Here is a 24,698-nt window from a genome sequence, read left to right on the forward strand (position 1 = left end):
TTTACTTACTCTGGCGTGATCCAACGTATTTGATGGCTAGCATGCTTGTCTTCGGCCAGAATGTTTTTTAAGACAGGCAAACATTCGTTACTTTCTTTTTCCAGAGTCCAAGGCGGATTGACGATAATCATACCGCTGCCGGCCATGCCTCTTTCTTTCTCGGTATCTCGGATGCAAAGCTCCACCAGCAGAACATTGCGGATCTGGGTATTTTTGACATCGCGAATCAAGTCGTCAGCTTGTTTACGGCCCAATACTGGGTACCAGATGGCATAAGTGCCTTGAGGGAAGCGTTGATGCCCATCTTTTAAGGCTTGCACCACATATTGGTAGTCTTTCTTAACCTCATAAGGTGGGTCCATCAAGGTAAAGCCACGCTTCTGTGGTGGTGGCAGCATGGCTTTTACCGCCGTAAAACCATTGTCTTTGACGACGTTCGCTTTACGCTTATTCGGGAACAAAGCCGCTAACAAAGGATAATCATTAGGGTGTAGTTCACAAAGGTGTAATTTGTCTTTTTTGCGTAAATAATAGTCAACAATTTTAGGGCTACCCGGATAAAGCTGCAATGTACCATCTGGGTTCATTTCCCTAACTATGTCTAAAAACTCATCGATCGGCTCCGGCAAGTTGTCTTCATCTAATAGTCGTGAAATGCCAGATTGAAACTCTTTGTTTTTTTGAGCTTGCTCCGAATCCAACGCATATTGGCCGATTCCTGCATGAGTATCTAGATAGAAGAAAGGCGCTTCTTTCTTAACCAGATGACGACAGATTTGGCTGACGATTAAATGTTTTAAAATATCTGCGTGATTGCCCGCATGATAAATGTGCCGATAGCTAAGCATGTTGTGTCCTGTAATGAATGAAAAAGGTCGCAATGAAACATGCGACCTTTTGCGGTACTGTAAAATATCTTGTTACTTTTTGGAATTAATCCAATTGATCTAAATCACGAACCGCGCCCTTATCGGCACTGGTCGCAAAGTGTGCGTACACTTTAAGTGCTGGCGATACTTTACGTGGACGTTCTTTTTCAGGTTTCCAAGCATCACGACCTTTCGCTTCCATCGCGGCACGACGAGTAGCAAGCTCTTCATCGCTTAGCAACACATCGATGGTACGGTTAGGAATATCGATACGAATGATGTCTCCATTTTCAACCAAACCAATGGCGCCACCGGCGCCAGCTTCTGGAGAAACGTGGCCGATCGACAGACCAGATGTACCACCAGAGAAGCGTCCGTCGGTTAACAGCGCACAGGCTTTGCCTAAGCCTTTAGACTTAATGTAAGAGGTTGGGTAGAGCATTTCTTGCATACCCGGTCCGCCTTTCGGCCCTTCGTAGCGAACGATCACGACATCACCAGCAACCACCTTGTCTTCAAGGATATTAGATACCGCTTCATCTTGAGATTCGGTAATGTGTGCAGGACCTTCAAAAACTAGGCAAGACTCATCAACACCGGCACTTTTCACCACACAGCCATCTAGGGCAATGTTGCCGTACAGAACTGCTAGGCCGCCTTCCAGCGAGAAAGCGTTTTCAATAGAACGGAAACAGCCTTCGGCGCGATCCCCATCTAGAGAAGGCCAGCGAGTTGACTGACTAAAGGCGGTTTGGGTTGGAATGCCCGCAGGGCCAGCTTTATAAAACTCGATCACTTCAGGCGTTGGTGAACGCATGATGTCCCAAGTTTCTAAGGCTTCTTCCATTGTTTGAGAGTGGATGGTGTGCACTTGGTTGTGTAACAAGCCAGCACGATCAAGTTCTCCTAATAGACCGAAGATACCACCAGCACGGTGCACATCTTCAATATGGTATTTAGGTGAGTTAGGAGCAACCTTACATAGCTGAGGCACTTTGCGAGACAGGCGGTCGATGTCATTCAAGGTGAAATCAACACCTGCTTCACGGGCAATGGCCAATAAGTGCAGAATGGTATTCGTTGAACCACCCATAGCGATGTCGAGTGTCATCGCATTTTCAAAAGCTTCAAAAGACGCAATGGCGCGTGGCGCCCACTGAGGCTCGTTTTGATCATAGAAGCGTTTCGTAATATCAACAATGCGCTGACCAGCTTCTAGGAATAAACGGTGACGGTCAGAGTGCGTCGCTAGAGTCGTACCGTTCCCCGGCAAACTTAAACCGAGTGCTTCGGTTAGACAGTTCATAGAGTTGGCTGTGAACATGCCAGAACAAGAGCCACAAGTTGGGCAGGCAGAGCGCTCGTATTCAGCAACTTTTTCATCGGAAGCGGTTGGGTCGGCAGCGATGACCATGGCATCAACTAGGTCTAGCTTGTTTTCCGAAAGCTTGGTTTTACCCGCTTCCATAGGTCCACCAGAAACGAAGATAACCGGGATATTTAGGCGCATAGCCGCCATCAACATTCCTGGAGTGATCTTGTCACAGTTGGAAATACAAACCAGTGCATCGGCACAGTGAGCATTTACCATGTATTCAACAGAGTCTGCGATCAGATCACGAGATGGCAAGCTGTACAGCATGCCGTCGTGGCCCATTGCAATACCATCGTCCACAGCAATTGTGTTGAATTCTTTTGCCACACCACCGGACTTCTCAATTTCACGGCAAACTAACTGACCAAGATCTTTAAGGTGTACATGACCTGGGACAAATTGCGTAAAAGAGTTTGCGACTGCAATAATAGGTTTATGAAAGTCATCGTCTTTCATACCGGTCGCACGCCATAGAGCGCGAGCGCCGGCCATGTTACGGCCTGAAGTTGTAGTCTTGGAGCGGTAGTCTGGCATCGGTTTCCCCACAAATTATTTTTGCTTTATATAGAGGAAGCATGTTACCAAGTTTAAGGCCTCTGCCCAATGGCAATTTGATCACAATGGGCCACAATTACAAAAATCACATTTTAAAAGTGAAATAGACATGACCATAACCTCAAGTAATGCCTCATATACCTCTATGGCGTTAGCTCGCCAGCCAATTGTTGATAGCCGCTTGGCCGTAATGGGCTATGAATTGCTGTATCGAAAAACAGTCAACTCATTGAGTGCAGATATTATTGATGATGTGAGCGCTACCTCTCAGGTTATGTCGGCGGCCTTGTTCGGGGTGGGATTAGGCAATTTGGTTGGGGCGAACTTGGCCTTTATTAAACTTCCTCGGGCATATTTGCTCGAACCTGCTGGTATTCCTTTTGACAAAGACAACGTGGTTATTGAGGTGTTGGCCGATGCGCAATTTGATCCTATTTTATTGGCCGCTTTAAGACGCTGGTCTGCAGCGGGTTATCGGATTGCGTTAAGTGGTTTTGTGTTCGAAAGTAAGCTGGTGCCTTTTGTACAGTTGGCTGAATTTATTAAGCTGGATATGCGTGCTTTGGGCCAAGAAGGGATACATCAACAAGTGGAGTCTCTGCGTGGTTTTGCGGCAAAAATCATTGCTGAAAAAGTGGAAACTTGGGATGAATACCAGTTTTGTCGTGTGTTGGATGTGACCCTGTTTCAGGGCTATTTTTTTGAAAAGCCAGAAGTGCTGGCGAGCAAAAGCTCTAAGGTCAATCACACCACCTTGCTGCAACTCATGGCGTCTTTAATGCAAAGCGCTAGCTTGAGCATTGATGAGCTTGAAAGGATTGTCAGCCAAGATGCCATGTTAGTGCATAAGTTGCTGCGTTATCTGAACTCACCTGTTACCGGCTTGGTGGCGACGATCGACTCCGTTCGACTGGCTATTATGTTAATTGGTGCCGACCGACTCAAAGCCATTACCAATATGTTATTGATGTCTGAAATGGTCGGCGACCGACCCGTTTTGCTCGAACAAACCATGGTACGAGCAAAACATATGGAGCTGTTTGCCGAGCGTTGTGGTTATGGGAATGAAGACAAATTCTTTCTCGCGGGCATGTTATCTATGATAGATGCCTGTCTTGGAATGACGCTGGAAGATATCTTAGAGGAGCTGCCTTTACCCAGTGAATATATCTCTGCCATCGTCCATCGAACAGGGCGAGTCGGAGGGACATTAGCGCATATCGAAAATTACGCAACTCTGGGCCACGGCGTAATGGATGAGGACGCTGAAATTCTTAGTGAAACCTACATCGAAGCGGTGCAATGGGCGGATGATGTGGTCGCTTGCTTCTAGCCATTGTGAGTTATTTGAAGTATTTGCGGTGAGCTGTGTAGGTGGATTCCTACGAGGCTGTAGGAAATGCCTTTGAGTACTGTGGCTAACTGACTTTCCATGTTGTAATTATCGATTAAGCCATTGAATTTTATGTAGTTTTTATTGCTTTTGGTTTTTTTGTGAAAAGTTGCGTAGGAATTATTTTCTGTTAAATTAGAACCATCTTAATGAGGCACAGGGAAATGCTTCAGTAAAACCTACAAACAGCCATTGATGGCAGTATGGTTCCGTCAGGATAAGATATTTAAAAGGATGTAGCAGAAGGATCTGCAATAGTTTGAAGGGATCGAACTATTAAACAGGATGACGAAGACTTCAGGATGAAGCACTCATGGAAGGTTCACTCATTGGATGAGTTGCTTAACAGGATGTGGGCAAGAATAAGAGCGTTTAGTCGCTCTTTTTTTTCGCCTAAAATTTATGAGATAGGAAGCAAAAAAAAGCAACTTACTAGAAGTTGCTTTTTAGAAGAGTTGTGAAGGGTGCGTTTAGCGCTCTAGGTGCTCAAGCTTGTCTTCCACACCATCCCATTCTGCCGCATCAGCAAGAGCGTCTTTCTTCTCTGTGATGTTTGGCCAGATCAAGGCTAAGTCTTGGTTCAACTCAACGAAAATCTCTTGATCTTCTGGTAGCTCATCTTCAGAGAAAATAGCGTTTGCAGGACACTCTGGTTCACACAGTGCGCAATCAATACACTCATCTGGATTGATCGCTAGAAAGTTAGGGCCTTCATAGAAACAGTCTACTGGGCAAACTTCTACGCAATCAGTGTATTTACAGCGAATGCAGTTATCGGTAACGATGAAAGCCATTCGACTTCTCCTTACAAAGTATAAAATTAATTGACGTTATTTTAGAGCCATGCCCATTCGTCAGCAAGTAACATTCGCCAATCGACTAAATTTATCTGCTATTAGCTTATGCCAGAGCACCCAAAATTCCTTACAGTTGAGACTTAATCTCATGTAGCGCATTAATCGCTTGCAGCGGAGTCATATTATTTAGATCTAGGGCCTCTAAAGCGAGTCTCAAAGAGTTTTGTTCCGCTTGCGCAAACAAGTCTGCTTGCTGTGGTGCTTGTTTTAAGTCTTTTTTGTCATGATTAGCCGGTGCGCTCACTGGGCTTTGTGAAACCCCAGTACCCACTTCCAACTCTTTAAGCTTTTGCTTAGCATGAGTAATTACGTTTTTCGGCACCCCAGCTAATTGCGCCACTTGTAATCCATAGGACTGGCTAGCTGGGCCGGCATGCACTTTATGCAAAAAGACAATTTCGTCTTCGTACTCGGTGGCGGTTAGGTGTACGTTTTCAGCGTTTTCGAGCTGTTCTGCCAAACCTGTGAGTTCGAAATAGTGGGTCGCAAACAACACATAGCATTGTAAGTTGTTGGCCAAATATTCCACTGCCGCCCAAGCTAAAGATAAACCGTCAAAAGTGCTGGTGCCGCGGCCGACTTCATCCATTAATACCAGACTGTTTTTACTGGCATTATTGAGTATGTTGGCCGTTTCCGTCATTTCCACCATGAAGGTAGAGCGACCGCCAGCCAAATCATCAGAAGAGCCCATACGTGTAAAGATACGATCAACCACGGAAATGGATGCTGCTTGTGCGGGAACAAAACAACCACTGTGTGCCAGCAAGGTGATGAGTGCGATCTGTCGCATATAGGTGGATTTACCGCCCATGTTTGGACCTGTGATCATGAGCAACGAACGCTGTTCGTTAAGTTCCAAATCGTTGGGTACGAAAGGGTCGGAAATGACCGACTCAACCACAGGGTGACGACCACCAGTAATGCTAATACCACCGCGCTGGTGTAGTTCTGGACAGGTGAAGTTCAGTGTGTCGGCACGCTCGGCAAATGTATTTAAAACATCCAGCTGAGACAGGGCTTGGCTGGTGGTTTGTAACTCTCCAAGAATTTCATTAAGTGCGTCCAGTAACTCTTCGTAGAGTTGTTTTTCTCGGGCTAAGGCTTTGGACTTAGCGCTTAACGCTTTGTCTTCAAAGGCTTTTAACTCTGGCGTAATAAAACGCTCGGCATTTTTCAGCGTCTGGCGGCGAATGTATTCCACTGGCGCTTGGTCGGAATGCAAACGACTGATTTCAATATAGTAGCCATGAACCCGATTAAAGCCGACTTTTAGAGAACTAATACCAGTGCGTTCTTTTTCACTGCGTTCCATTTCTGCCAAATAGTCTGTGGCATTGGTAGAAAGGCTTAACAGCTCGTCTAGCTCATCGTCGTAGCCCTTATCAAAGATACCACCGTCTCTTACGACAGAAGGCGGATTTTCTACTAAGGCTGAGGTCAGTGTGTCGGTAATATTGGGCTGGGCTATGATGCGTTCATTAAGAGCGGCTAAGCGCGGTGCTGTGCCTTGATCGAGAAGCTGCTTAATAACCGGAACTGCTTCTAGGGCGAAGCGCAGGCGTAACAAGTCTCGTGGGCGAGCAGAGCGTAAAGCTACTCGGGATAAAATACGCTCAAGATCGCCGATTTTCTTTAGAGGTTCGTGCAAACTTTGGTAGAACAGACCTTGTTGGCATTCTGCGACCACTTGCTGACGAGCCTGAATTTCTTCGATGTCGCGAATGGGCGTATGCAACCAGCGCTTGAGCAAGCGGCTGCCCATTGGTGTGGAGCATTCATCTAACACACTGACTAGGGTATTACTGGTGCCACCGGTGAGGTTAATGTCGATTTCTAAATTACGACGGGTGGCCCCATCAATTAAAACCGAATCGTCCTTGTGCTCAACGGTAATGGAAAGAATGTGCGGCAAGGCTGAGCGCTGGGTATCTTTTGCGTACTGTAGCAAGGCGCCAGCCGAGGCAATGGCTGCGGTCAGAGCTTCACAGCCAAAGCCAGATAAGTCCTTAGTATTAAATTGCTGGATTAGTTGGCGATAGCTGGACTCATAGTCAAAATGCCAAGGGCCAAGTTCAGCAATGCCTTTCTCCAGTTTAAGGGTGTCTTTTGCTGGGAAGTCTTCAGAAATGAGAATTTCCCTAGGGGATAAACGCTGTAATTCGCTGTTTAACGCTTCATGACCATCCACTTCAAACACACAAAAACGGCCACTGGCCATGTCTAGATAAGAAAAGCCAAACACGTCCAACCCCTTGCGTGATTGGTGGGCTAAAGACAGCAGCAAGTTTTCACGCTTTTCTTCAAGAAAGGCTTCATCACTAATTGTGCCGGGGGTCACGATGCGAGCAATTTGTCTTTCTACAGGACCCTTGCTGGTAGCAGGGTCGCCAACTTGCTCTGCCACGACCACGGACTCGCCCATTCTGACTAAGCGCGCTATGTAGTTTTCGGCCGCATGAAAAGGAATGCCAGCCATTGGAATGGGCTGGCCGCCAGAATGGCCTCGAGAAGTTAAAGTGATATCGAGTAATTGCGAAGCGCGTTTGGCATCGTCGTAGAATATTTCATAAAAGTCCCCCATGCGATAAAACAGTAACTGATTGGGGTGTTGAGACTTTAGGCCAAAATATTGACGCATCATTGGCGTGTGATTATCGCTCGCTGTTTTACTCATCGGGTGTACTCGATTGTGATCCAAAAATTAGAGCGTTATTCTACGGCATATTGCATAAGGAATTAAGGGATCACAAATAAGATGAAGCAAATACAACAAATGACTCTGGCAGCCGAGCAAGCCAGTCAGTTATTGCAGGCTCAAAATTTGCAATTAGTAACCGCTGAATCTTGTACCGGTGGCTTGATTGGCGCCGTGTGTACGGAACTAGCTGGCAGCTCCGCTTGGTTTTTCGGCGGCGTGATGAGTTATGCCAATGAAGCCAAAGAACGAGCCTTGGGAGTGCGACCGACGACCCTTGCTGCCCATGGTGCGGTTTCTGAAGCAACGGTGCGTGAAATGTGTCAAGGGGCGTTGGCATTAGGAGGGCAGGTGGCGGTTGCGGTTAGTGGTGTCGCAGGCCCAGGGGGCGGCTCTGTAGAAAAGCCAGTGGGTTGTGTTTATATCGGTTGGCAGAGGCTGGGCAGTGATGCCATAGTGACGCGTTTTCAATTTTCTGGAGACCGACAAGCGGTGCGAGAGCAAACCGTTTTAAGTGCGTTACAGGGCATTTCTCAAGTGCTAAATAACGATACAAAATAATACTGTTTTTATATACAGTATTTCTTGAGATTCACAAAAAAAAGCGCTAGAGTTACCAGCAACGAAAATTAGCCACAAGGATCACATCATGTCATCTACTGCAGACAACAAGAAAAAGGCGTTGGACGCCGCTCTATCTCAAATTGAACGTCAGTTCGGTAAAGGCGCCATTATGAAAATGGATGAAGGCGCTAAGCTTGATATCGATACGGTATCGACTGGCTCTTTAGGTCTTGATATTGCGTTGGGTGCAGGTGGTCTTCCTTATGGCCGAATTTGTGAAATCTACGGTCCTGAGTCTTCTGGTAAAACAACGTTAACCTTGAGTGTTATTGCGGAAGCGCAAAAACAAGGTAAAACCTGTGCCTTCATCGATGCTGAGCACGCCTTGGACCCTGCCTATGCAGAGAAACTTGGGGTCAACATCGGTGACTTGCTGATCTCTCAGCCAGATACGGGTGAGCAAGCACTAGAAATCGTAGACATGTTGGTACGTTCTAACAGTGTTGATGTGATCATTGTTGACTCTGTTGCAGCCTTGGTGCCTAAGTCTGAGATCGAAGGCGAAATGGGTAGCTCATCGGTTGGTGTTCAGGCGCGTTTGTTGTCTCAAGCCATGCGTAAACTAACCGGTTCCATCAAGAATGCTAACTGCTTGGTAGTATTTATTAACCAGATCCGTATGAAGATCGGTGTTATGTTCGGTTCACCAGAAACAACAACGGGTGGTAACGCACTGAAATTCTACTCTTCCGTACGTTTGGACATTCGTCGTATCGGCTCGGTGAAACAGGGCGATGAAGTTATTGGTAACGAGACCCGCGTTAAAGTGGTGAAAAACAAAGTTGCACCACCGTTCAAACAAACGGAATTCCAAATCATGTACGGTGCTGGTATCTACCGCATGGGCGAAGTGATTGACCTTGGCGTGAAGCAAGGCTTCATTGATAAAGCGGGTGCTTGGTATGCTTATGCTGGCAATAAGATTGGTCAGGGTAAAGCCAATGCTGCCCAATTCTTAGCAGACAACCCAGAAATCGCTCAAGAAGTTGAAGAAAAAATCCGCGAAGCTTTGCTACCAAGCAAAAAGAAAGCGGAAGACAAAACTGAAGAGAAAGAAGAAGCGGATCAACTAGAGTTTTAATCTCTAAAACCTAGTATTCGTTGCGAAGAAGCAGGCTTAGGCCTGCTTTTTTTGTTTTGTAGGTAAATATATGGCTCGATTGCAAGGGCGCAAGCTGAATTGTTAATTTTTATCATTAAACAAGGTAATTTAACCTTACCAATTGAGATGAAATTAGGTTTTTGGATACCTTAAAATGCCTCTATTGGATGATATAAAGTTAAAAAGAGCCGATGGGGTAGGCTCAAAATCAAGAATATCTTAGATTCTTTAGTACTGTATACTGCGAAGCAGCGAGTGAAACACTCTAGTAGCAATATATGAATTTAATCATACCCCCATCTGCTAGGCACAATGTAATTGGCAGTTGTTGGCTTGTCAATGGTTACCATGGTGTTGATGAAGTTTTTATATAGGAATATGCTGTTTTAGTTGTATTGGATTTATCGTTTATATTAGGGAAGACAAAGTGATTTCCTATACATGATTTTTTTAGGGATTTTGCCATAGGATATTGATATGAGTTATGAAAGTAATTATTTATGTGATGGTGTTTATGGTGGTCCATTTAAAGATGAGATAGAAGGGGATGAATTTTCTGCTAAAATTTTAAACAAGGAAGACTTTAATAATATATTTTATCGAATATCTTTAAATGATGATTTAAGTTATTCTCCATTGGAGTTGCTAGATTCAATTTTTAAAAAAATTTTAACACCTGAGGTTATTAGGTTGACTCTTGTTCGATACTGTAGGTCAGAATCTATATCTACATCATATTCAAGAGTTTTTGGTGGTGGATATAATATTTCAGATGTTGTTTCATCGAATCTAAATGGATTTTGTATTTTTGATAGTGTGATCTCTATAAAAGAATTAAGTGATTTTTTTGAAATGTTGGGTTGTGAAAAAGACCTTACTCCTTACGAAAAAGTGGGGGAGGTTCAACGAAAAATACATCACGAGTACGATGTGAGAAATGGAAGGGATTCTTATCTTAAAATGGATAAAGAAGTGATGAGAAAAACTTTATCTATTATACGTCTTCATTTTTTGAAGTGCGAAGTTGAAAGGATAGATTTAAAAAGTTTTATAATGCTACTTGATCGGAATTTAAAAAAATCCAAAGAAGTAAGGAATATAGTTCCAGGTTATGTGGAGAAATCGAATAGTGTATATGTTGAAAGCTGGGGAGCAAGGTATCAACATACACTATATTTTTATCTCCCCGAAAATTACAGAAAGTTCATAAATAAACTGATAAGGTTATCAAAAACTAAAGATAAGAATGATATATATATCGAGCTAAACTTACCAATTTCAGATTTTATACTGTAGTGATGAATAAAGTTATTTGCTCTAGGTTTGGTGGAAAATTAAAATCGTCATCTGATATTGATAGACGTATATTGAGTATGCCTCCTCCTAAAAATAAGCGTGAGAAAAAAGAAATTTTTCCAATTTCAACAAATGGTGATGAAGTTTTTGATGGAAGCGTAAAAACTCTTGATGATTTTTTTAATGAAGCTAAGAAATCAAAAAGAACGTATTTTGTTTTGACAGATAAGGAATTTAGTTTTCTTCTAAGATGGTCTATTCTATTTAAGGTGAGCTTGAAGTCGTTAGAAAGTTCATTTCCAATATTTAGTGATATTAAATACTCTAATGATCTTGGGTTTAGCTTCGAGGTATTAAAATCGAAAATTAATCTTTTATTAAGGTATGGTGTAAGTTTAAACGGTTTTTATGAAAATAGTTTGAGTAAGAATAAAAAAACAATCTACAGGAAGCATAGACTAAAAACGAACTATGATGAAATTTTTATGCATTCATACTTGCCTCCATACCAAGAGGTTTTTAAGTTTAGTGAATTTAGAAAAGATAAGCTGGTAATTGCTCTAGATTTCAATTCTATGTTTTCTCATTGTATGGAAGGGGATTTTTTAGACCCATCTTCTATATACCATAAAGAAATAAATGATAACTATACCGATAAGATTATTCAATCCGGTTTTTATCATGTGGTTTTTAAGAAACCAACTTCAGAATTTTTTAATAAGTATCATCCTTTTAAGTGTACTAATCTAGGACTTTCTCTGAGTTTTGAATCTGAATCTAACACAGAGATAGAAGTTAGAGTGTTTCTTTTCGAGTTGAAATACTATGCGAAATTTTTTGAAGAGGTTTATATATATTCTGCTTTACTATCTTTAAAAGAGGTTGGGCACCCTTTGTATAAAGAGTCTAAGCGACTATATAAAAAAAGAATCAAAGCTAAAAAAGAGTCAAAGAAAGAGCTGGAGAGATATTATAAGTTTATGCTTGCTTCTTTGCATAGTGTAACAAATATACGAAAAACTAAATCTATTGATTTTGAAACTGGTGAGGTTTTTTTGAAGACTATAGGGGATGTTTTCAATGTTGATTTTTTTGGAAAGGGTTGTACTCTTTATAAATATTCACCCCTAATGAAAAAAATTAAAATTTTAAGTTTCAGAAATTATGATAAAGCTGTTTTTCCAGATTTAAGTAATGCGGGAACAATTTTTAGTTTTTCAACTCAGGTCTTAGCAAAATCAAAGCTGAAGATTTTCAAAACAATAGAAACGCTTAAAAAAATAAAAGGATTGGATGTTTGTTACGTGAATACAGATTCGATTCATATATCAATTGATCGTTCTTCATATGACTTTTTGATGTCAGAGATTGATAGTGTTGTTGGGGATGAAATGGGGCAGCTGAAAGTACAAGCGGTATCCCATTATGCGTCTTGGTTTGATGTAGGGCATTACTATCTATTGAATGATGGTGAAGTGTTTGTTGAAAAGAGTTCATCGCTTTCTGGAAAATCTAAAAGGAAGAGCTTTGTTGATTATAAAACTCTTCCTGCTGTTTTTGAAGATTCAGAAGTTAACTTTCTTTTTAATAAAACAATAACCATAAAATCGGTTTTGTCGTACAAAAAAATATTTAATTCAAATGATATGTCTTATGTAAGGTTTAAGTTAGAAGATATTTCTAATTTCGATTTGGCATATGAGAAAATTATTGAGGAAAAGAAACAGTCTTCAGACTTCAAGTTGTCTTATTTTAAAAGCCTGAAGGGCTATTTTTCATGAATTATATTGTCTTTTTTAGCTTGTTAGGGGGCGTAAGCTAAAATGGATCAAATTTTGAAGCGGATCAGCTAGAGTTTTAATCTCTAAAACCTAGTATTCGTTGAGAGAAGCAGGCTTAGGCCTGCTTTTTAGTTTTTATGGGCAGTAACGAGGACGAGAGCGCCATCACTGAGTCTTGCAGAGCTTGGTAACCAGCTCATTAGAGGAAAGCTGAAAACGCTGATTGTTAATAAAAACTTAAAACTCATTGTTCTGTTTTGCGGATAATAAAGGAACTGAGACTAACCTAGTATGTAGGGAAGGCTAATTGAATTATTCATTGTTAGCATTTAATTATCAATTTAAGGAACTTCCCCATGAGTAAGACAATTCTAATTACAGGTTCAACCGACGGTATAGGTTTGGCAACGGCTAAGTCTCTGGTTGAATTAGGTCATAAAGTGTTGGTGCATGGCCGCAGTGAGGCCAAGTTGAAAACTGTCCTACAGGAGCTATCCAGCATTGCGGCAGCAGAGCGATTATTTGCCTATCAAGCGGATTTATCGAGCTTTGCAGAGTTGCAGAAGTTGGTAGCAGAGGTAAAAAGTGATCACCAACAAATCGATGTATTGATTAACAATGCTGGGGTGTTTGTGATCAATGACAAGGTCACTAAGGATGGGCTAGACACTCGCTTTATGGTGAATACAATCGCGCCGTATTTTCTGACAACGCAATTGTTGGACATCATGCCTAGTGATGCTCGGGTGGTGAATCTTTCCTCTGCCGCACAAGCGCCATTGTCTGCACAAGAGCTAATTCAACCAAGCGTTCAATCCGACAATGCTGTGTATGCCAAAAGCAAACTAGCACTTACCATGTGGAGCCGTTCATTAGCTTTGTCATTAGGTTCGCAAGGGCCCGTGATTGTCGCGGTGAATCCTAAATCCTTTTTGGGCAGTAAAATGGTTGAACAAGCCTATGGGGTAGCAGGAACCGACTTGCAAATTGGCGCCGATATTCTGATTAAAGCCGCTTTGTCGGAGGAGTTTACTGACGCCACAGGGAAATATTACGACAATGATATTAACCGTTTTACAGCCCCTCACCCAGATGCTGAGCAGGCAGAAAAAATTGCCACGATTGAGCAGACCATCATTAATATTATTCGCCCTTATATAGTTGCTTAGTTATTTCAGTTTTAAACTGACCAAAAAAATCGCCACCAACAAACATACTCTGTTGGTGGCGATTTACGTTGGACTTTTTGACCATCCCTAAAAGCACTGGTTAAAAAGGGGCAATCTGATCTTTTGGCGTTGTGGGTGCATCTGCAGGCAATGTGTTATCTGGTTGGGTGGCTTTGCAATTATTTAAACGGCGCGCTGGCGTCCTGATGGCAGGTCAAAATGGTTTATTGAGCTTTCACCGAAAGGCAATGCTTGTCGGGGATTAAAGCTGATTGCGCTGCCCGCAAGGCTGATTAGAGCAAGGCTTAGGTGGCTTTTCTTCTTCCATCGTTTTATATTTTTACCATAACGTTCATTCTAAAAATAAGGTGTAGGGCAGTATGTTGATATGGCAATGGGGGCTGATTGGCGCAGCTGGCACCTTTTCTATCTTGGTGTTATGTCTAGTTATTTGGTATTTCAAACTGAAGAAAAGCCCTGCCCAGCCATCTGAGGCAGACGAAAACCCTGTCTCCAAACACTTATCCAGCTTAGATATACAAGCGGTATCCGCGGAAGATAAGCTGCGTTGGTTAAGCCTTATTGAGCAGCAAAAAAACATTTGTTTCCAACTTCTCTCCGAGCTGCCAGAGTCCGACGAACAGGGCGAAAATGCCTTAATCTGCTGGTCGATCTTCTTGGATATTGAAAAAGTGCTGATTGAAGACTCTGTTCCCCATGACAAAGTGGCGGATGCTCTTGCAGCATTTAATGAAGTGCTGGAGAAGATAAATAAGGCGCAAGAAGTCGATGCCCTATTTAAGTGTTTGAAAGTGAATCAAGCAGTGCTTAAAGACCTTAATAGAATCTTGCAAGAAGCGAGTCAGAAAGTCTTTAAAGAGGTCGATGTTACCTCTGCCTTGAATGCGGAGTTAGATAAGTTACAAGCCAAGTTGGTCAAAGAAGAAGGGCTAGATAAAGCCCTAGCCCAATTACGAACTGAAATTGCCAGCATGTACGAATTGGCAGACCGATTAAAGCAACACCTTATCGAAGTTAAGGCGCAGGATAATAGTGATGAAGAATATATAGAATCGCTAGAGGCCTTCTTGGAAGATACGGACGAGTCCGCTTTCTTAAATTCGATGCGCACTGAATTAGATTATAAAGTTGAAGATTTAAAGGGCCTAGCGGCGTCTCAAAAGGCCATCATTGCTGAGCTAAAAGCTAAGATTAAAAGCAATAAGTCCGCTAAAGGAGAAGGAGACAACCACCTTAGCTTGTACGATATTTCTATGGTGCGGCTGGAAAAATCCTTGCTTGAAAGTGGTCGTGTGGTTAAGGCGCTTGAGGCCAAACTAGAAAGCATGAACCGAGTGAAATACAACTTAAACATAGACTCTGCTAAGCGTGATGAGATCATAGACCAGAAAAAAGCTCAGCTCGATAAACAAAAAAATGGTGATGATTTACGTGGCGTTTTTGAGAAAGAACATCAAGCAATGCGTAGCATGGAAGACCTATTGCATCAGGGTGATTTAAGTGAAGAGTCTGAGCAGTTTGTAACCGAACAATCCACTAAGTTGAGCTCTTTAAGAACCATGGTGCAAGAGTCCGAATTGTATGTGGAGATGCTGGAAAGGGATTTAGACAAAGCCAGAGATGTGCGTGAAGACTTAGAGCAAAAGCTGCAAGGGGCGGCGGATCAAGCCAATGCCGGGCCTGTTGAAGCCACCAGTGAAGACATGGAAGAAGAGGAAAACCTCAGAGAGGTGAATGACGAGCTTGCGATGGAATTACAGCGCTTAGAGAAAGCTCAGGCAGATAGTGAAATGTCCTCAGAAGCCCAAGAATTATCGGAAAAAGTAACCGAGTTGGAAGGTAAGATAGACTCTGTACAAGCACGTTATGTGGCCATGGAAGAGCGTTATTTAAACGCCCTTATGTCCAAAGAAGATAAGCAATAACTAGGAGCTAATGGCTTTTGCCGCTTTTTTGAAAGGGTTAAACCCGGTCACTAACGCGGTACCGAAAATAACGATGAAGGAACCAATAAAAGTGTGAATCCCCACTTCTTCTTCGAGTAAAAACCATCCCCAAAAAATCCCAAATACTGGAACTAGAAAAGTCACGGTTAACGCCGAGGTTGGTCCAACTTCACTAATTAGGCGAAAGAACAGTAAGTAGGCGATACCGCTGCAAACGACCCCTATGAGTAACACCGCTAAGATCACGGAAGTGCTGACTTGAGTGGTGCTGGCAGGGAAGAAATACACAGCGGGTAGTATAGGGAGAAATGCGCCCCACATACTACCGTTGGCATTGGCAAAAGAGTCGAGTTTTTTAGCGCTTTTAGCATAGTGACTGGCGATGCCGTAAAAAAATGGCGCCCCTAATGCCACAAAAATCGCCAGCAAGGCGCCATCTTGTTCAATAAGCTTGTCATTGCCCACTAAGACACTGACGCCAGTCACCCCCAGAGCTAGGCCAATTGCCGTTGTGACATCAACTTTAGATCTGTGCAGTATGGCACCAATGATGGCTCCCCAAATTGGCGCGGTGGCGTTAATGATGGAAAGCAGCGACGCTGACAGTGTTTGTGCCCCATAGGCCAAACATAAGAAAGGGGCGCCTGCGTTTAGTGTCCCTAAGGTTAGAAAGTGCCGCCAGTTGGCGAAAAACACCAACTCTTTTTTTAGCATGAGAGCGATTAGCAGTAGAAACAATGCGGCTAAGCCCACGCGAAAGGCAATCAATACGACAGGTCCTAAAACCGGCGCGGCCATGCGCATGAATAAGAATGAACTGCCCCAAATAGCGGATAGGGTAAGCAGAATCATAAAGTTAGTTTTATTCATTAAGTGTTCCAAATGTTTACTAGGAGGGCGTTAGTCTTCTGCACTTGCAGTAAGGGCATAGTTTATCTGGTCGAAATCGAAGCCGCGATATTGCAAGTAACGCATCTGCTTAGCTTTCTCTTTGTAGTCTTGGTAGCGGCTTTCACCAAAGCGTCTATCTTTTAATTGCTTAGCCAGCTCGAACCAGTCAGCTTCACAATTTTGAATGGCTTGTTTGGCTTGTTCTGTATTTATCCCTCTTTGGATCAGTTCTTGCAGGATGCGTTGAGGACCCAAAGGTTTTTGGGATCTGCTGCGCACAAAGATTTCACAGAATCGGTCATCATTGAGGTAGTTCATGTCGAGGAGTCGCAAGCAAACGTCGTCAATTTCAGCAGCTTGATAGCCCCTTTGCTTGAGCTTTTGCTTCAGTTCTTTGCTGGCGTGTTCTCTGTGGCTAAGTAGGGCTAAAGCCTGGTCAAAAACAGTAAGTGTAGGGGGCGTCATTTTGTCTCTCCTAACAAGCGGCAGATTCTAGCACTAGTTGGAATATTACTGCTTTTATATGGGTAGTGCATAAAACCTTATAATCTTAATTTAATGGTTTTAATATCTTTATATATTGTAAAAATAAGATGATAATCCTGTTAATGCTATGAAAGAATAGTCGAAATTACTTTACTTATATTGAGGTTTCTCTATGCGTGTTTGTGTATTGGGTGCTGGCGTTATTGGACTGACTTCGGCGTACTACTTGGCGAAAAAAGGCTTTGATGTCACCGTGATTGAGCGCCAAGAAGGGGTAGCTTTAGAAGCCAGCTTTGCCAATGCGGGACAGATCTCTCCGGGTTACTCTGCTCCTTGGGCTGCTCCTGGCGTGCCTTTTAAAGCGGTTAAGTGGCTTATGCAGAAACACGCACCACTAAAAGTCAGCATGACGCCTGAAGTTGAGAAGCTTAAGTGGATCGGTAAAATGCTGGCTCAGTGTAATGCTGAAAGCTACAACGTGAATAAATCACGTATGATGGCCCTAGCCGAGTACAGCCGTGACCAATTCATTGCTCTGCGAAAAGATATTGGCATTCAATACGATGATCGCCAGTTGGGCACGCTACAACTGTTCCGTACAGATGTGCAAGTGGAAGCCGCTGAGAAGGACATTAAAGTATTGAAGGCTCTTAATGTACCTTATGAGGTACTCACACCAGAGCAAATTGTGCAGGTAGAAACTGGCTTGTCTCCAGTTGAGCACAAGCTTGCCGGTGGTTTGCGCCTTAAAGGTGATGAAACAGGCGATTGCTTTAGCTTTTGTCAGTCTTTGCAGAAGACTTGTGAATCCTTAGGAGTGAAGTTCCAATTCTCTACCGATATTAATGCCCTAGAAGTTCAACATGGAAAAGTAACAGGTGTTCATACGGGGGCTGGCTTACAAGAATTTGATACGGTTCTGGTGTGTTTGGGAAGTTACTCGAAAGCTCTGTTAAAAGCATGCGATGTTAATATTCCTGTCTACCCAGTGAAAGGCTATTCATTGACGGTGCCAATTTCTGATGACTCTTTTGCCCCTATCTCCACGGTAATGGATGAAACCTATAAAGTTGCGGTAACACGCCTTGGAGGTCGTATTCGTGCTGCCGGTACGGCTGAATTAAATGGTTACAATCTTGAATTACCCAAGTCGCGTACTGAAACCATTCGTCATGTGGTTTCTGACTTATTTGGTCAAGGTTGTGATCTTGCCCAAGCAGAATATTGGACAGGGTTACGCCCGATGACGCCAGATGGCACGCCTGTGATTGGCGCTTCGAGTGTGAAGGGTCTTTACCTAAACACTGGTCATGGCACATTGGGTTGGACGATGAGCTGTGGCTCTGGCGCTGTGATTGCCGATATCATTGCAGGCAATAACACGGAAATTGATTCTCAAGCGTTAGCTGTTACACGTTATAACTAAATTTAAGGGGTAAAAATGGCTCGGCCACTCACTGCAACGGTAGATCTAAATGCAATTCTACAAAACTACCGTTATGCAAAAAAATTACAGCCAACAAGTAAAGCGTTTGCTGTCGTAAAAAGTAACGCTTATGGCCATGGCGCGGTGAAAGTCGCTCAGCACCTTGATGAAGAAGTCGATGCCTTTGCAGTGGCTGCGATAGAAGAGGCTTTGGCCTTGCGCGAAGCTGAAATTAAATCCCCAGTAATGTTGCTGGAAGGTGTTTTTGAGGCGCAAGAATGGGCGCTTTGCGAGCAGCACGGTTTTTGGGCAGCCATAGAAAACGAGCAGCAACTTGCTTGGTTGCTGGAAAGCCAAGCTAAAGTTGGCAAGGTGTTCGTTAAACTGGATACCGGCATGCATCGTTTAGGAACCGATGAATTAGGCGCTGCCAGCATGGTAGAGAAGCTGAAAGAGTCTGGCTTGGTCGATGAAGTTCTCCTGATGACGCATTTTGCTTGTGCTGATGACTTGTCGGATGGTGCAACCCTTGAGCAATTGCGCTTTTTTGAACAGGTGCGTCGTCGTATTGGGGGCATAGAAGCCAGTGTGGCGAACTCTGCTGCCATTATGAAATGGATGATCCCTGAAGGTGGCTGGATTCGTCCGGGCATCATGTTGTACGGCATTTCTCCTTTTGCAGGTATAAGTGGTGAACAGCTTGGTTTAGTGCCAGCGATGAATCTAACGTCAAAAGTGATTTCAGTTCGTCAGGTGAAAAAGGGCGATAAAGTTGGCTATGGTTACTCTTACGAAGCTCAAGAAGATCATGACTTGGCAACTGTTGCCATAGGTTATGGGGATGGTTACCCTCGCCATACGCAAACGGGTGCTCCGCTTACCATAGACGGTCAAGAAGCCAGTCTAGTGGGGCGGGTGTCAATGGATATGATCACGGTTAAATACCGACAGAACAATCAGCCTCTTGCTATTGGTCAGGAAGTCGTGATCTGGGGGCAGGGTGTGCCAGTTGAAGAAGTGGCTGATTATGCCAGTTCGATCGGTTATGAGCTGGTAACACGTATGACATCAAGACCTCATTATCGTTATATCACAGAGACAAAACCTAAGTCTTAACGTGTGTTAAAAGCGTCTTTTTCCCTTGAAAGACGCTTTTGTTTAAGCTTTATACAAAATAAGCCTAAAAATTCTACGGTTTCTTTTGAAAATACCCATCCTAAGCGTGTATTATTTTGTGCTTTTCATTGCCCCGTATTGGCTGCGTTAAATAGGCCAATCTCGCAATCCAATTTGTCTAGACATTACAGAGATAGAGACTCATCCCATTATGAAGAGTTCTGAGTTACGCCAGTCATTTTTATCCTTTTTCGAAAGTAAGCAGCATCAAGTTGTGAGCTCAAGCTCCTTGATCCCTGCCAACGACCCAACCTTGCTGTTTACTAACGCCGGTATGGTGCAGTTTAAAGACGTTTTTCTAGGGGAAGACCTACGCCCTTATAGCCGAGCGACAACCTCTCAGCGTTGTGTGCGTGCTGGTGGTAAACATAATGATCTAGAGAATGTTGGTTACACAGCTCGTCACCATACTTTCTTTGAAATGTTGGGTAACTTCAGTTTTGGTGATTACTTTAAGCAAGAAGCCATCAGCTATGCTTGGGAGTTTCTAACAGAAGTGTTGAAGCTACCAAAAGAAAAGCTTTTGGTAACCGTTTATGCAGACGATGATGAAGCGTTTGATTTTTGGCACCAAAATATCGGCTTGCCAAAAGAAAAGATCATTCGCATTGGCGACAACAAAGGTGGTCGTTACCAGTCTGACAACTTCTGGGCGATGGGCGATACTGGCCCATGTGGTCCTTGTTCTGAAGTTTTCTATGATCATGGTGAGCACATTTGGGGTGGGCCTCCAGGTTCTCCTGAAGAAGATGGCGACCGCTTTATCGAGATCTGGAACGTGGTCTTCATGCAGTTCAACCGTTCTGTTGATGGCACCATGGCACCGTTACCAAAGCCGTCTGTTGATACGGGGATGGGCTTAGAGCGTATTGCCGCCATTCTTCAAGGGGTGCACAGCAACTACGAAATCGACTTGTTCCAAAACCTTATTGCGGCGTCAGCTAAAGCGGTTGGTACAGAAGACCTTGAATCGCAATCTTTGCGTGTTATTGCCGACCACATTCGCTCTTGTTCTTTCATGATTGTGGATGGGGTAATTCCTTCTAATGAAGGGCGTGGTTACGTATTGCGTCGTATTGTGCGTCGTGCGGTACGTCACGGTAACAAATTGGGCCAGAAAGGCGTGTTCTTCCATAAGCTGGTGGACGCTCTGGATGCTGAAATGGGTGAAGCTTACCCAGAACTTCGTAAGCTGAAAGATCGTGTTGCTTCTATCTTGCTAAAAGAAGAAGAGCAGTTTGCGAAAACCCTTGATCAAGGCATGAAAATTCTTGAAGAAGCTATTGGTCAGCTGGGTGATGAGAAAACCATTCCTGGTGAAACCGTCTTCAAACTTTATGACACCTATGGTTTTCCTGCAGATTTAACCAATGATGTGGCCCGTGAAAATAGCCTAGAAATAGATGAGGCGGGTTTTGAAGCGGCAATGGACGCTCAGCGTGCAAGAGCACGTTCAGCCAGCAACTTCTCTATGGATATGTCTGGTAGTGTGAAACTAGAGTCGGTGACCGAGTTTACTGGCTATGATCACCTGCAAGGTCAATGTGAAATCGAAGCCATCTTGGTGGATGGTGCTTACGTCGATACGTTAGAAGCGGGTCAATCTGCTGCGATCATTTTGAAATCAACGCCTTTCTACGGTGAGTCCGGTGGTCAGGTAGGTGATCAAGGTTGGTTGCGTGGCGCTGGTGCCTTTAAAGTAAGCAATACGACTAAGCAAGCTAAGGCGCATCTGCACCAAGGCGAGTTAAAAGAAGGTAGCTTGTCTGTTGGTGATTTGGTAACAGGTGAAGTGGACCGTACGATGCGTATGGCAACGACTTTGAACCACTCTGCTACCCACTTGATGCATGAAGCTTTGCGTCGTGTGTTGGGTGAGCATGTTACTCAGAAAGGCTCTTTGGTTAATGCAGAGCGTTTACGTTTCGACTTCTCTCATTTCGAAGGCGTCACCGCGGTTGAGATTGAGCAGATTGAAGACATGGTGAATGAGCAAATTCGCATGAACCGTTCTGTTGATACCGACATCATGGACATTGAAGCGGCGAAGCAAAAAGGCGCTATGGCCTTGTTTGGTGAAAAATACGACAGCGAAGTGCGTGTGTTAACCATGGGTGCTGATTACTCCATCGAATTGTGTGGTGGTACTCACGTTAAGCGCACTGGTGATATCGGTATGTTTAAGATTGTATCCGAAGGTGGTATCGCCGCTGGTGTACGTCGTATCGAAGCTCTAACGGGTAAAGCGGCGATTGATTATACCCGCCAGACAGAAGCCGTGCTGACAAGCGTAGCAAGTTTGGTGAAAGGTAATAAAGACAATGCACTGGATAAAGTGTCTGCTCTAAACGAACAAGCCCGTAGCTTGCAAAAAGAGTTGGATGTTCTAAAAGGTAAAATGGCGGCTTTGGCTGGTGCAGATTTGGCTTCTCAGGCGACTGATATTGCTGGTGGCAAGTTGTTGGTTGCTCAGGTTGAGGTGAACGATCCGAAAGAACTTCGTGATTTGTTGGATCAGCTGAAGAGTAAGTTGGAATCTGCGGTGATTTTATTAGCCGCTGTAAATGCCGATAAAGTGAGCTTGATTGCTGGGGTAACGAAAGAATTGACCAAGCAAGTAAGAGCAGGTGATTTGATTAAAATGGTAGCACCTTTGGTTGATGGTAAAGGTGGTGGTCGTCCAGACATGGCGCAAGCGGGTGGTAATAATCCTGCGGCTTTGCCTGAAGCATTGGCCCTAGTACCAGCTTGGGTAGCTGAAAAAGTCTCTGGTTAGACACTTTTTCTTTAATGGTTTTAAAAAATGCCGACAAGTAGCCCCGATTAAAAGGGGCTCTTTTGTCGGTGCGCTTTCAGTATAGGTAACAAGACTATGGCGTTGTTGGTTCAAAAATATGGTGGTACTTCGGTCGGCACAATTGAGCGTATCGAAGCAGTCGCAGATCGCGTACTAAAGCATAAGCAAAACGGTGATGACATCGTGGTGGCCGTTTCTGCCATGAGTGGTGAAACGAACCGTTTGATCGCTTTAGCAAAAGAGGTAACGGCAACACCGAGTCCAAGAGAAATGGACGTTTTGCTGTCTACTGGTGAGCAAGTGACGATCGCTTTGCTTTCTATGGCATTAATGAAGCGCGGCTTAGATGCGCGCTCTTACACCGGCTCTCAAGTACGAATTACTACTGACAGCGCCCATACCAAAGCGCGTATTCAACATATTGATACGGAAGCCATGCAAGCGGATCTAACCGCGGGTCGAGTCGTTGTAGTTGCGGGCTTCCAAGGCGCAGATGAAAACGGCAACATCACCACCCTTGGTCGTGGTGGCTCAGATACGACTGGGGTTGCTTTGGCGGCCGCGCTGAAAGCGGATGAGTGTCAGATCTATACCGATGTGGATGGTGTTTACACCACTGACCCTAGAGTCGTGGACAGCGCCCGTCGTTTAGACAAAATTACGTTTGAAGAAATGTTAGAAATGGCCAGTTTAGGGTCAAAGATATTGCAAATACGCTCAGTTGAGTTTGCGGGTAAATACCAGGTGCCACTGCGTGTATTGTCGAGTTTTGAAGATGGAGAAGGTACATTGATTACAACTGAGGGGAATAAAGATATGGAGCAGCCTGCTGTTTCTGGTATTGCATTTAACCGTGATGAAGCCAAATTGACCCTTAAAGGTGTGCCAGACATTCCGGGTATTGCATCGCGCATTCTAGGCCCGATCAGTGACGCCAACATTGAAGTAGACATGATAGTGCAAAATGTTTCAGCTGATGGTACGACTGACTTTACCTTCACTGTGCATCGTAATGAATACGAGCAGGCGTTGGCTATCCTAAAAAGCATAGAGAAAGAGCTAGGTGCACGCGACGTGTTGTCCGACGCCAAGATAGCCAAAGTGTCCATCGTTGGTGTGGGTATGCGTTCTCATGCTGGTGTGGCAAGTAGCATGTTCCGTGCCTTGGCTGACGAGTCAATTAACATCCAGCTAATCTCTACTTCTGAGATTAAAGTGTCTGTTATTATTGATGAAAAATACATGGAGTTAGCGGTTCGTGCCCTTCATTCAGCTTTCAAGCTGAGTGACGCTAGCATGGAAGTTAGTGAGTCTTAGTAGGCTTTTGTCTACTTTTGTTAAAGATATAGATTAACCAGAGTATAAAAGATACAATATCTCTTGTAGGGAATTTCCTACATAATTTTGAGATCAAGTCGATTGATTGAAAATTAATTAATCTCACAGGGAGATATTGTTATGCTTATTCTTACTCGCAGAGTTGGTGAAACTCTAATGGTTGGTGACGAAGTTTCTGTTACCGTGCTAGGTGTTAAAGGTAATCAGGTGCGCATTGGTATTAATGCCCCTAAAGATGTTTCTGTGCATCGTGAAGAAATTTATCTTCGCATTCAGAAAGAACAAGACGAAGTTCTAGAAAATTAAAATTTTTTAAAAAAATTTAATTTAAGGGCTTTACATAGCGGTTAAGCAGTATATACTACGCCGCACTTGTTTGGAGAGTTGGCCGAGTGGCTGAAGGCGCGCCCCTGCTAAGGGTGTATGGGTTAACACTCATCGAGGGTTCGAATCCCTCACTCTCCGCCATTTCAAGTTTGAAAGTTAGGGCTATCCTCCTAGGTTTCAAAAGATACTGAAAAGTAGTTACGCACCCGTAGCTCAGCTGGATAGAGTACTCGGCTACGAACCGAGCGGTCAGAGGTTCGAATCCTCTCGGGTGCACCATTTCAGTATTCACTTAGGGTGTTCTACCATCTTAAGTTACTAATCAAATTTGAAGTTGCGCACCCGTAGCTCAGCTGGATAGAGTACTCGGCTACGAACCGAGCGGTCAGAGGTTCGAATCCTCTCGGGTGCACCATTTCAAAACTCCTTAGGCGTTATCCTTCCTTAGGTTTTCAAAAAAGATTATGTAGTTACGCACCCGTAGCTCAGCTGGATAGAGTACTCGGCTACGAACCGAGCGGTCAGAGGTTCGAATCCTCTCGGGTGCACCATCTCTTCTTGTTTTATATCT

Annotated in this window: 18 protein-coding genes and 4 tRNA genes; 16 read left to right on the top strand and 6 right to left on the bottom strand. The window is 43.8% G+C overall.

Features of this window, described 5'->3' with window-relative positions; genetic code table 11:
* Nucleotides 1-5: 5 nt before the first annotated feature.
* Together ACUM5Y_RS10670 and ilvD are read right to left on the bottom strand one after the other, a co-directional pair.
* Nucleotides 6-848, bottom strand: coding sequence for a 23S rRNA (adenine(2030)-N(6))-methyltransferase RlmJ (locus ACUM5Y_RS10670; RefSeq protein ID WP_445976853.1), 843 nt, complete (start codon nt 846-848; stop codon nt 6-8).
* A gap of 85 nt (nt 849-933) precedes the next feature.
* Nucleotides 934-2,778: a dihydroxy-acid dehydratase gene (gene ilvD, locus ACUM5Y_RS10675; RefSeq protein ID WP_445976854.1), complete on the bottom strand. Its 1,845-nt coding sequence runs from the start codon at nt 2,776-2,778 to the stop codon at nt 934-936.
* Nucleotides 2,779-2,908: 130 nt separating this feature from the next.
* Here ilvD and ACUM5Y_RS10680 point away from each other — a divergent pair, with 130 nt between their 5' ends.
* The gene (locus tag ACUM5Y_RS10680; RefSeq protein WP_445976855.1) at nt 2,909-4,132 is read left to right on the top strand and encodes an EAL and HDOD domain-containing protein; all 1,224 of its coding nucleotides are present in this window, start codon (nt 2,909-2,911) and stop codon (nt 4,130-4,132) included.
* Nucleotides 4,133-4,662: 530 nt separating this feature from the next.
* Here the strand turns inward: ACUM5Y_RS10680 and fdxA are convergent.
* On the bottom strand, nt 4,663-4,986 hold the full coding sequence (fdxA, locus tag ACUM5Y_RS10685; protein ID WP_445976856.1) for a ferredoxin FdxA: 324 nt from the start codon (nt 4,984-4,986) through the stop codon (nt 4,663-4,665).
* A gap of 130 nt (nt 4,987-5,116) precedes the next feature.
* Entirely contained in the window at nt 5,117-7,726 is a 2,610-nt protein-coding gene (gene mutS / locus ACUM5Y_RS10690) for a DNA mismatch repair protein MutS (RefSeq protein ID WP_445976857.1), read from the bottom strand.
* An 81-nt stretch (nt 7,727-7,807) separates the two neighbouring features.
* Here mutS and ACUM5Y_RS10695 point away from each other — a divergent pair, with 81 nt between their 5' ends.
* The 6 genes from ACUM5Y_RS10695 to ACUM5Y_RS10720 all read left to right on the top strand — a co-directional run bounded on the left by ACUM5Y_RS10695 (nt 7,808) and on the right by ACUM5Y_RS10720 (nt 15,665).
* Complete coding sequence (locus ACUM5Y_RS10695; protein WP_445976858.1) at nt 7,808-8,308, top strand: CinA family protein; 501 nt, start codon at nt 7,808-7,810, stop codon at nt 8,306-8,308.
* Between the two features lie 88 nt (nt 8,309-8,396).
* A complete protein-coding gene (gene recA / locus ACUM5Y_RS10700; RefSeq protein ID WP_445976859.1) occupies nt 8,397-9,452 on the top strand; it encodes a recombinase RecA in 1,056 nt (351 codons plus the stop codon).
* A 498-nt stretch (nt 9,453-9,950) separates the two neighbouring features.
* Nucleotides 9,951-10,769, top strand: a complete 819-nt coding sequence (locus ACUM5Y_RS10705) for a hypothetical protein (RefSeq protein ID WP_445976860.1) — start codon at nt 9,951-9,953, stop codon at nt 10,767-10,769.
* Between the two features lie 2 nt (nt 10,770-10,771).
* A complete protein-coding gene (locus ACUM5Y_RS10710; protein WP_445976861.1) occupies nt 10,772-12,550 on the top strand; it encodes a hypothetical protein in 1,779 nt (592 codons plus the stop codon).
* 356 nt (nt 12,551-12,906) lie between these two features.
* Nucleotides 12,907-13,719 (top strand): SDR family NAD(P)-dependent oxidoreductase, encoded by an 813-nt coding sequence (locus ACUM5Y_RS10715; RefSeq protein ID WP_445976862.1) that lies wholly within the window; start codon nt 12,907-12,909, stop codon nt 13,717-13,719.
* Nucleotides 13,720-14,099: 380 nt separating this feature from the next.
* Nucleotides 14,100-15,665 (top strand): coiled-coil domain-containing protein, encoded by a 1,566-nt coding sequence (locus ACUM5Y_RS10720; protein WP_445976863.1) that lies wholly within the window; start codon nt 14,100-14,102, stop codon nt 15,663-15,665.
* Here ACUM5Y_RS10720 and ACUM5Y_RS10725 read toward each other — a convergent pair whose 3' ends face one another.
* Together ACUM5Y_RS10725 and ACUM5Y_RS10730 are read right to left on the bottom strand one after the other, a co-directional pair.
* Nucleotides 15,666-16,556, bottom strand: coding sequence for a DMT family transporter (locus ACUM5Y_RS10725; protein WP_445976864.1), 891 nt, complete (start codon nt 16,554-16,556; stop codon nt 15,666-15,668).
* A 30-nt stretch (nt 16,557-16,586) separates the two neighbouring features.
* Entirely contained in the window at nt 16,587-17,042 is a 456-nt protein-coding gene (locus ACUM5Y_RS10730; protein WP_445976865.1) for a regulatory protein RecX, read from the bottom strand.
* A gap of 193 nt (nt 17,043-17,235) precedes the next feature.
* On the opposite strand from ACUM5Y_RS10730, the gene ACUM5Y_RS10735 reads away from it, so the two are divergent.
* From ACUM5Y_RS10735 to ACUM5Y_RS10775, 9 genes are all read left to right on the top strand, one after another.
* Nucleotides 17,236-18,489: a D-amino acid dehydrogenase gene (locus ACUM5Y_RS10735; protein WP_445976866.1), complete on the top strand. Its 1,254-nt coding sequence runs from the start codon at nt 17,236-17,238 to the stop codon at nt 18,487-18,489.
* Nucleotides 18,490-18,504: 15 nt separating this feature from the next.
* On the top strand, nt 18,505-19,605 hold the full coding sequence (gene alr / locus ACUM5Y_RS10740; protein ID WP_445976867.1) for an alanine racemase: 1,101 nt from the start codon (nt 18,505-18,507) through the stop codon (nt 19,603-19,605).
* 211 nt (nt 19,606-19,816) lie between these two features.
* Nucleotides 19,817-22,441, top strand: coding sequence for an alanine--tRNA ligase (gene alaS / locus ACUM5Y_RS10745; protein ID WP_445976868.1), 2,625 nt, complete (start codon nt 19,817-19,819; stop codon nt 22,439-22,441).
* 96 nt (nt 22,442-22,537) lie between these two features.
* Nucleotides 22,538-23,779: an aspartate kinase gene (locus ACUM5Y_RS10750; protein ID WP_445976869.1), complete on the top strand. Its 1,242-nt coding sequence runs from the start codon at nt 22,538-22,540 to the stop codon at nt 23,777-23,779.
* Between the two features lie 141 nt (nt 23,780-23,920).
* Nucleotides 23,921-24,106, top strand: coding sequence for a carbon storage regulator CsrA (gene csrA / locus ACUM5Y_RS10755; RefSeq protein ID WP_445976870.1), 186 nt, complete (start codon nt 23,921-23,923; stop codon nt 24,104-24,106).
* 72 nt (nt 24,107-24,178) lie between these two features.
* Nucleotides 24,179-24,268 (top strand) — tRNA-Ser (locus ACUM5Y_RS10760).
* A 61-nt stretch (nt 24,269-24,329) separates the two neighbouring features.
* A tRNA-Arg gene (locus tag ACUM5Y_RS10765) sits at nt 24,330-24,406 on the top strand.
* A gap of 59 nt (nt 24,407-24,465) precedes the next feature.
* Nucleotides 24,466-24,542, top strand: a tRNA-Arg gene (locus ACUM5Y_RS10770).
* Between the two features lie 59 nt (nt 24,543-24,601).
* Nucleotides 24,602-24,678, top strand: a tRNA-Arg gene (locus ACUM5Y_RS10775).
* Nucleotides 24,679-24,698: the final 20 nt, after the last annotated feature.

The organism is Marinomonas dokdonensis, assembly GCF_052747885.1.

What these genes read in the sequence shown, in the direction of transcription:
- ACUM5Y_RS10670 (WP_445976853.1), bottom strand. Translation starts at nt 848, where the DNA reads ATGCTTAGCTATCGGCACATTTATCATGCGGGCAATCACGCAGATATT.
- ilvD (WP_445976854.1), bottom strand. Translation starts at nt 2,778, where the DNA reads ATGCCAGACTACCGCTCCAAGACTACAACTTCAGGCCGTAACATGGCC.
- ACUM5Y_RS10680 (WP_445976855.1), top strand. Translation starts at nt 2,909, where the DNA reads ATGACCATAACCTCAAGTAATGCCTCATATACCTCTATGGCGTTAGCT.
- fdxA (WP_445976856.1), bottom strand. Translation starts at nt 4,986, where the DNA reads ATGGCTTTCATCGTTACCGATAACTGCATTCGCTGTAAATACACTGAT.
- mutS (WP_445976857.1), bottom strand. Translation starts at nt 7,726, where the DNA reads ATGAGTAAAACAGCGAGCGATAATCACACGCCAATGATGCGTCAATAT.
- ACUM5Y_RS10695 (WP_445976858.1), top strand. Translation starts at nt 7,808, where the DNA reads ATGAAGCAAATACAACAAATGACTCTGGCAGCCGAGCAAGCCAGTCAG.
- recA (WP_445976859.1), top strand. Translation starts at nt 8,397, where the DNA reads ATGTCATCTACTGCAGACAACAAGAAAAAGGCGTTGGACGCCGCTCTA.
- ACUM5Y_RS10705 (WP_445976860.1), top strand. Translation starts at nt 9,951, where the DNA reads ATGAGTTATGAAAGTAATTATTTATGTGATGGTGTTTATGGTGGTCCA.
- ACUM5Y_RS10710 (WP_445976861.1), top strand. Translation starts at nt 10,772, where the DNA reads ATGAATAAAGTTATTTGCTCTAGGTTTGGTGGAAAATTAAAATCGTCA.
- ACUM5Y_RS10715 (WP_445976862.1), top strand. Translation starts at nt 12,907, where the DNA reads ATGAGTAAGACAATTCTAATTACAGGTTCAACCGACGGTATAGGTTTG.
- ACUM5Y_RS10720 (WP_445976863.1), top strand. Translation starts at nt 14,100, where the DNA reads ATGTTGATATGGCAATGGGGGCTGATTGGCGCAGCTGGCACCTTTTCT.
- ACUM5Y_RS10725 (WP_445976864.1), bottom strand. Translation starts at nt 16,556, where the DNA reads ATGAATAAAACTAACTTTATGATTCTGCTTACCCTATCCGCTATTTGG.
- ACUM5Y_RS10730 (WP_445976865.1), bottom strand. Translation starts at nt 17,042, where the DNA reads ATGACGCCCCCTACACTTACTGTTTTTGACCAGGCTTTAGCCCTACTT.
- ACUM5Y_RS10735 (WP_445976866.1), top strand. Translation starts at nt 17,236, where the DNA reads ATGCGTGTTTGTGTATTGGGTGCTGGCGTTATTGGACTGACTTCGGCG.
- alr (WP_445976867.1), top strand. Translation starts at nt 18,505, where the DNA reads ATGGCTCGGCCACTCACTGCAACGGTAGATCTAAATGCAATTCTACAA.
- alaS (WP_445976868.1), top strand. Translation starts at nt 19,817, where the DNA reads ATGAAGAGTTCTGAGTTACGCCAGTCATTTTTATCCTTTTTCGAAAGT.
- ACUM5Y_RS10750 (WP_445976869.1), top strand. Translation starts at nt 22,538, where the DNA reads ATGGCGTTGTTGGTTCAAAAATATGGTGGTACTTCGGTCGGCACAATT.
- csrA (WP_445976870.1), top strand. Translation starts at nt 23,921, where the DNA reads ATGCTTATTCTTACTCGCAGAGTTGGTGAAACTCTAATGGTTGGTGAC.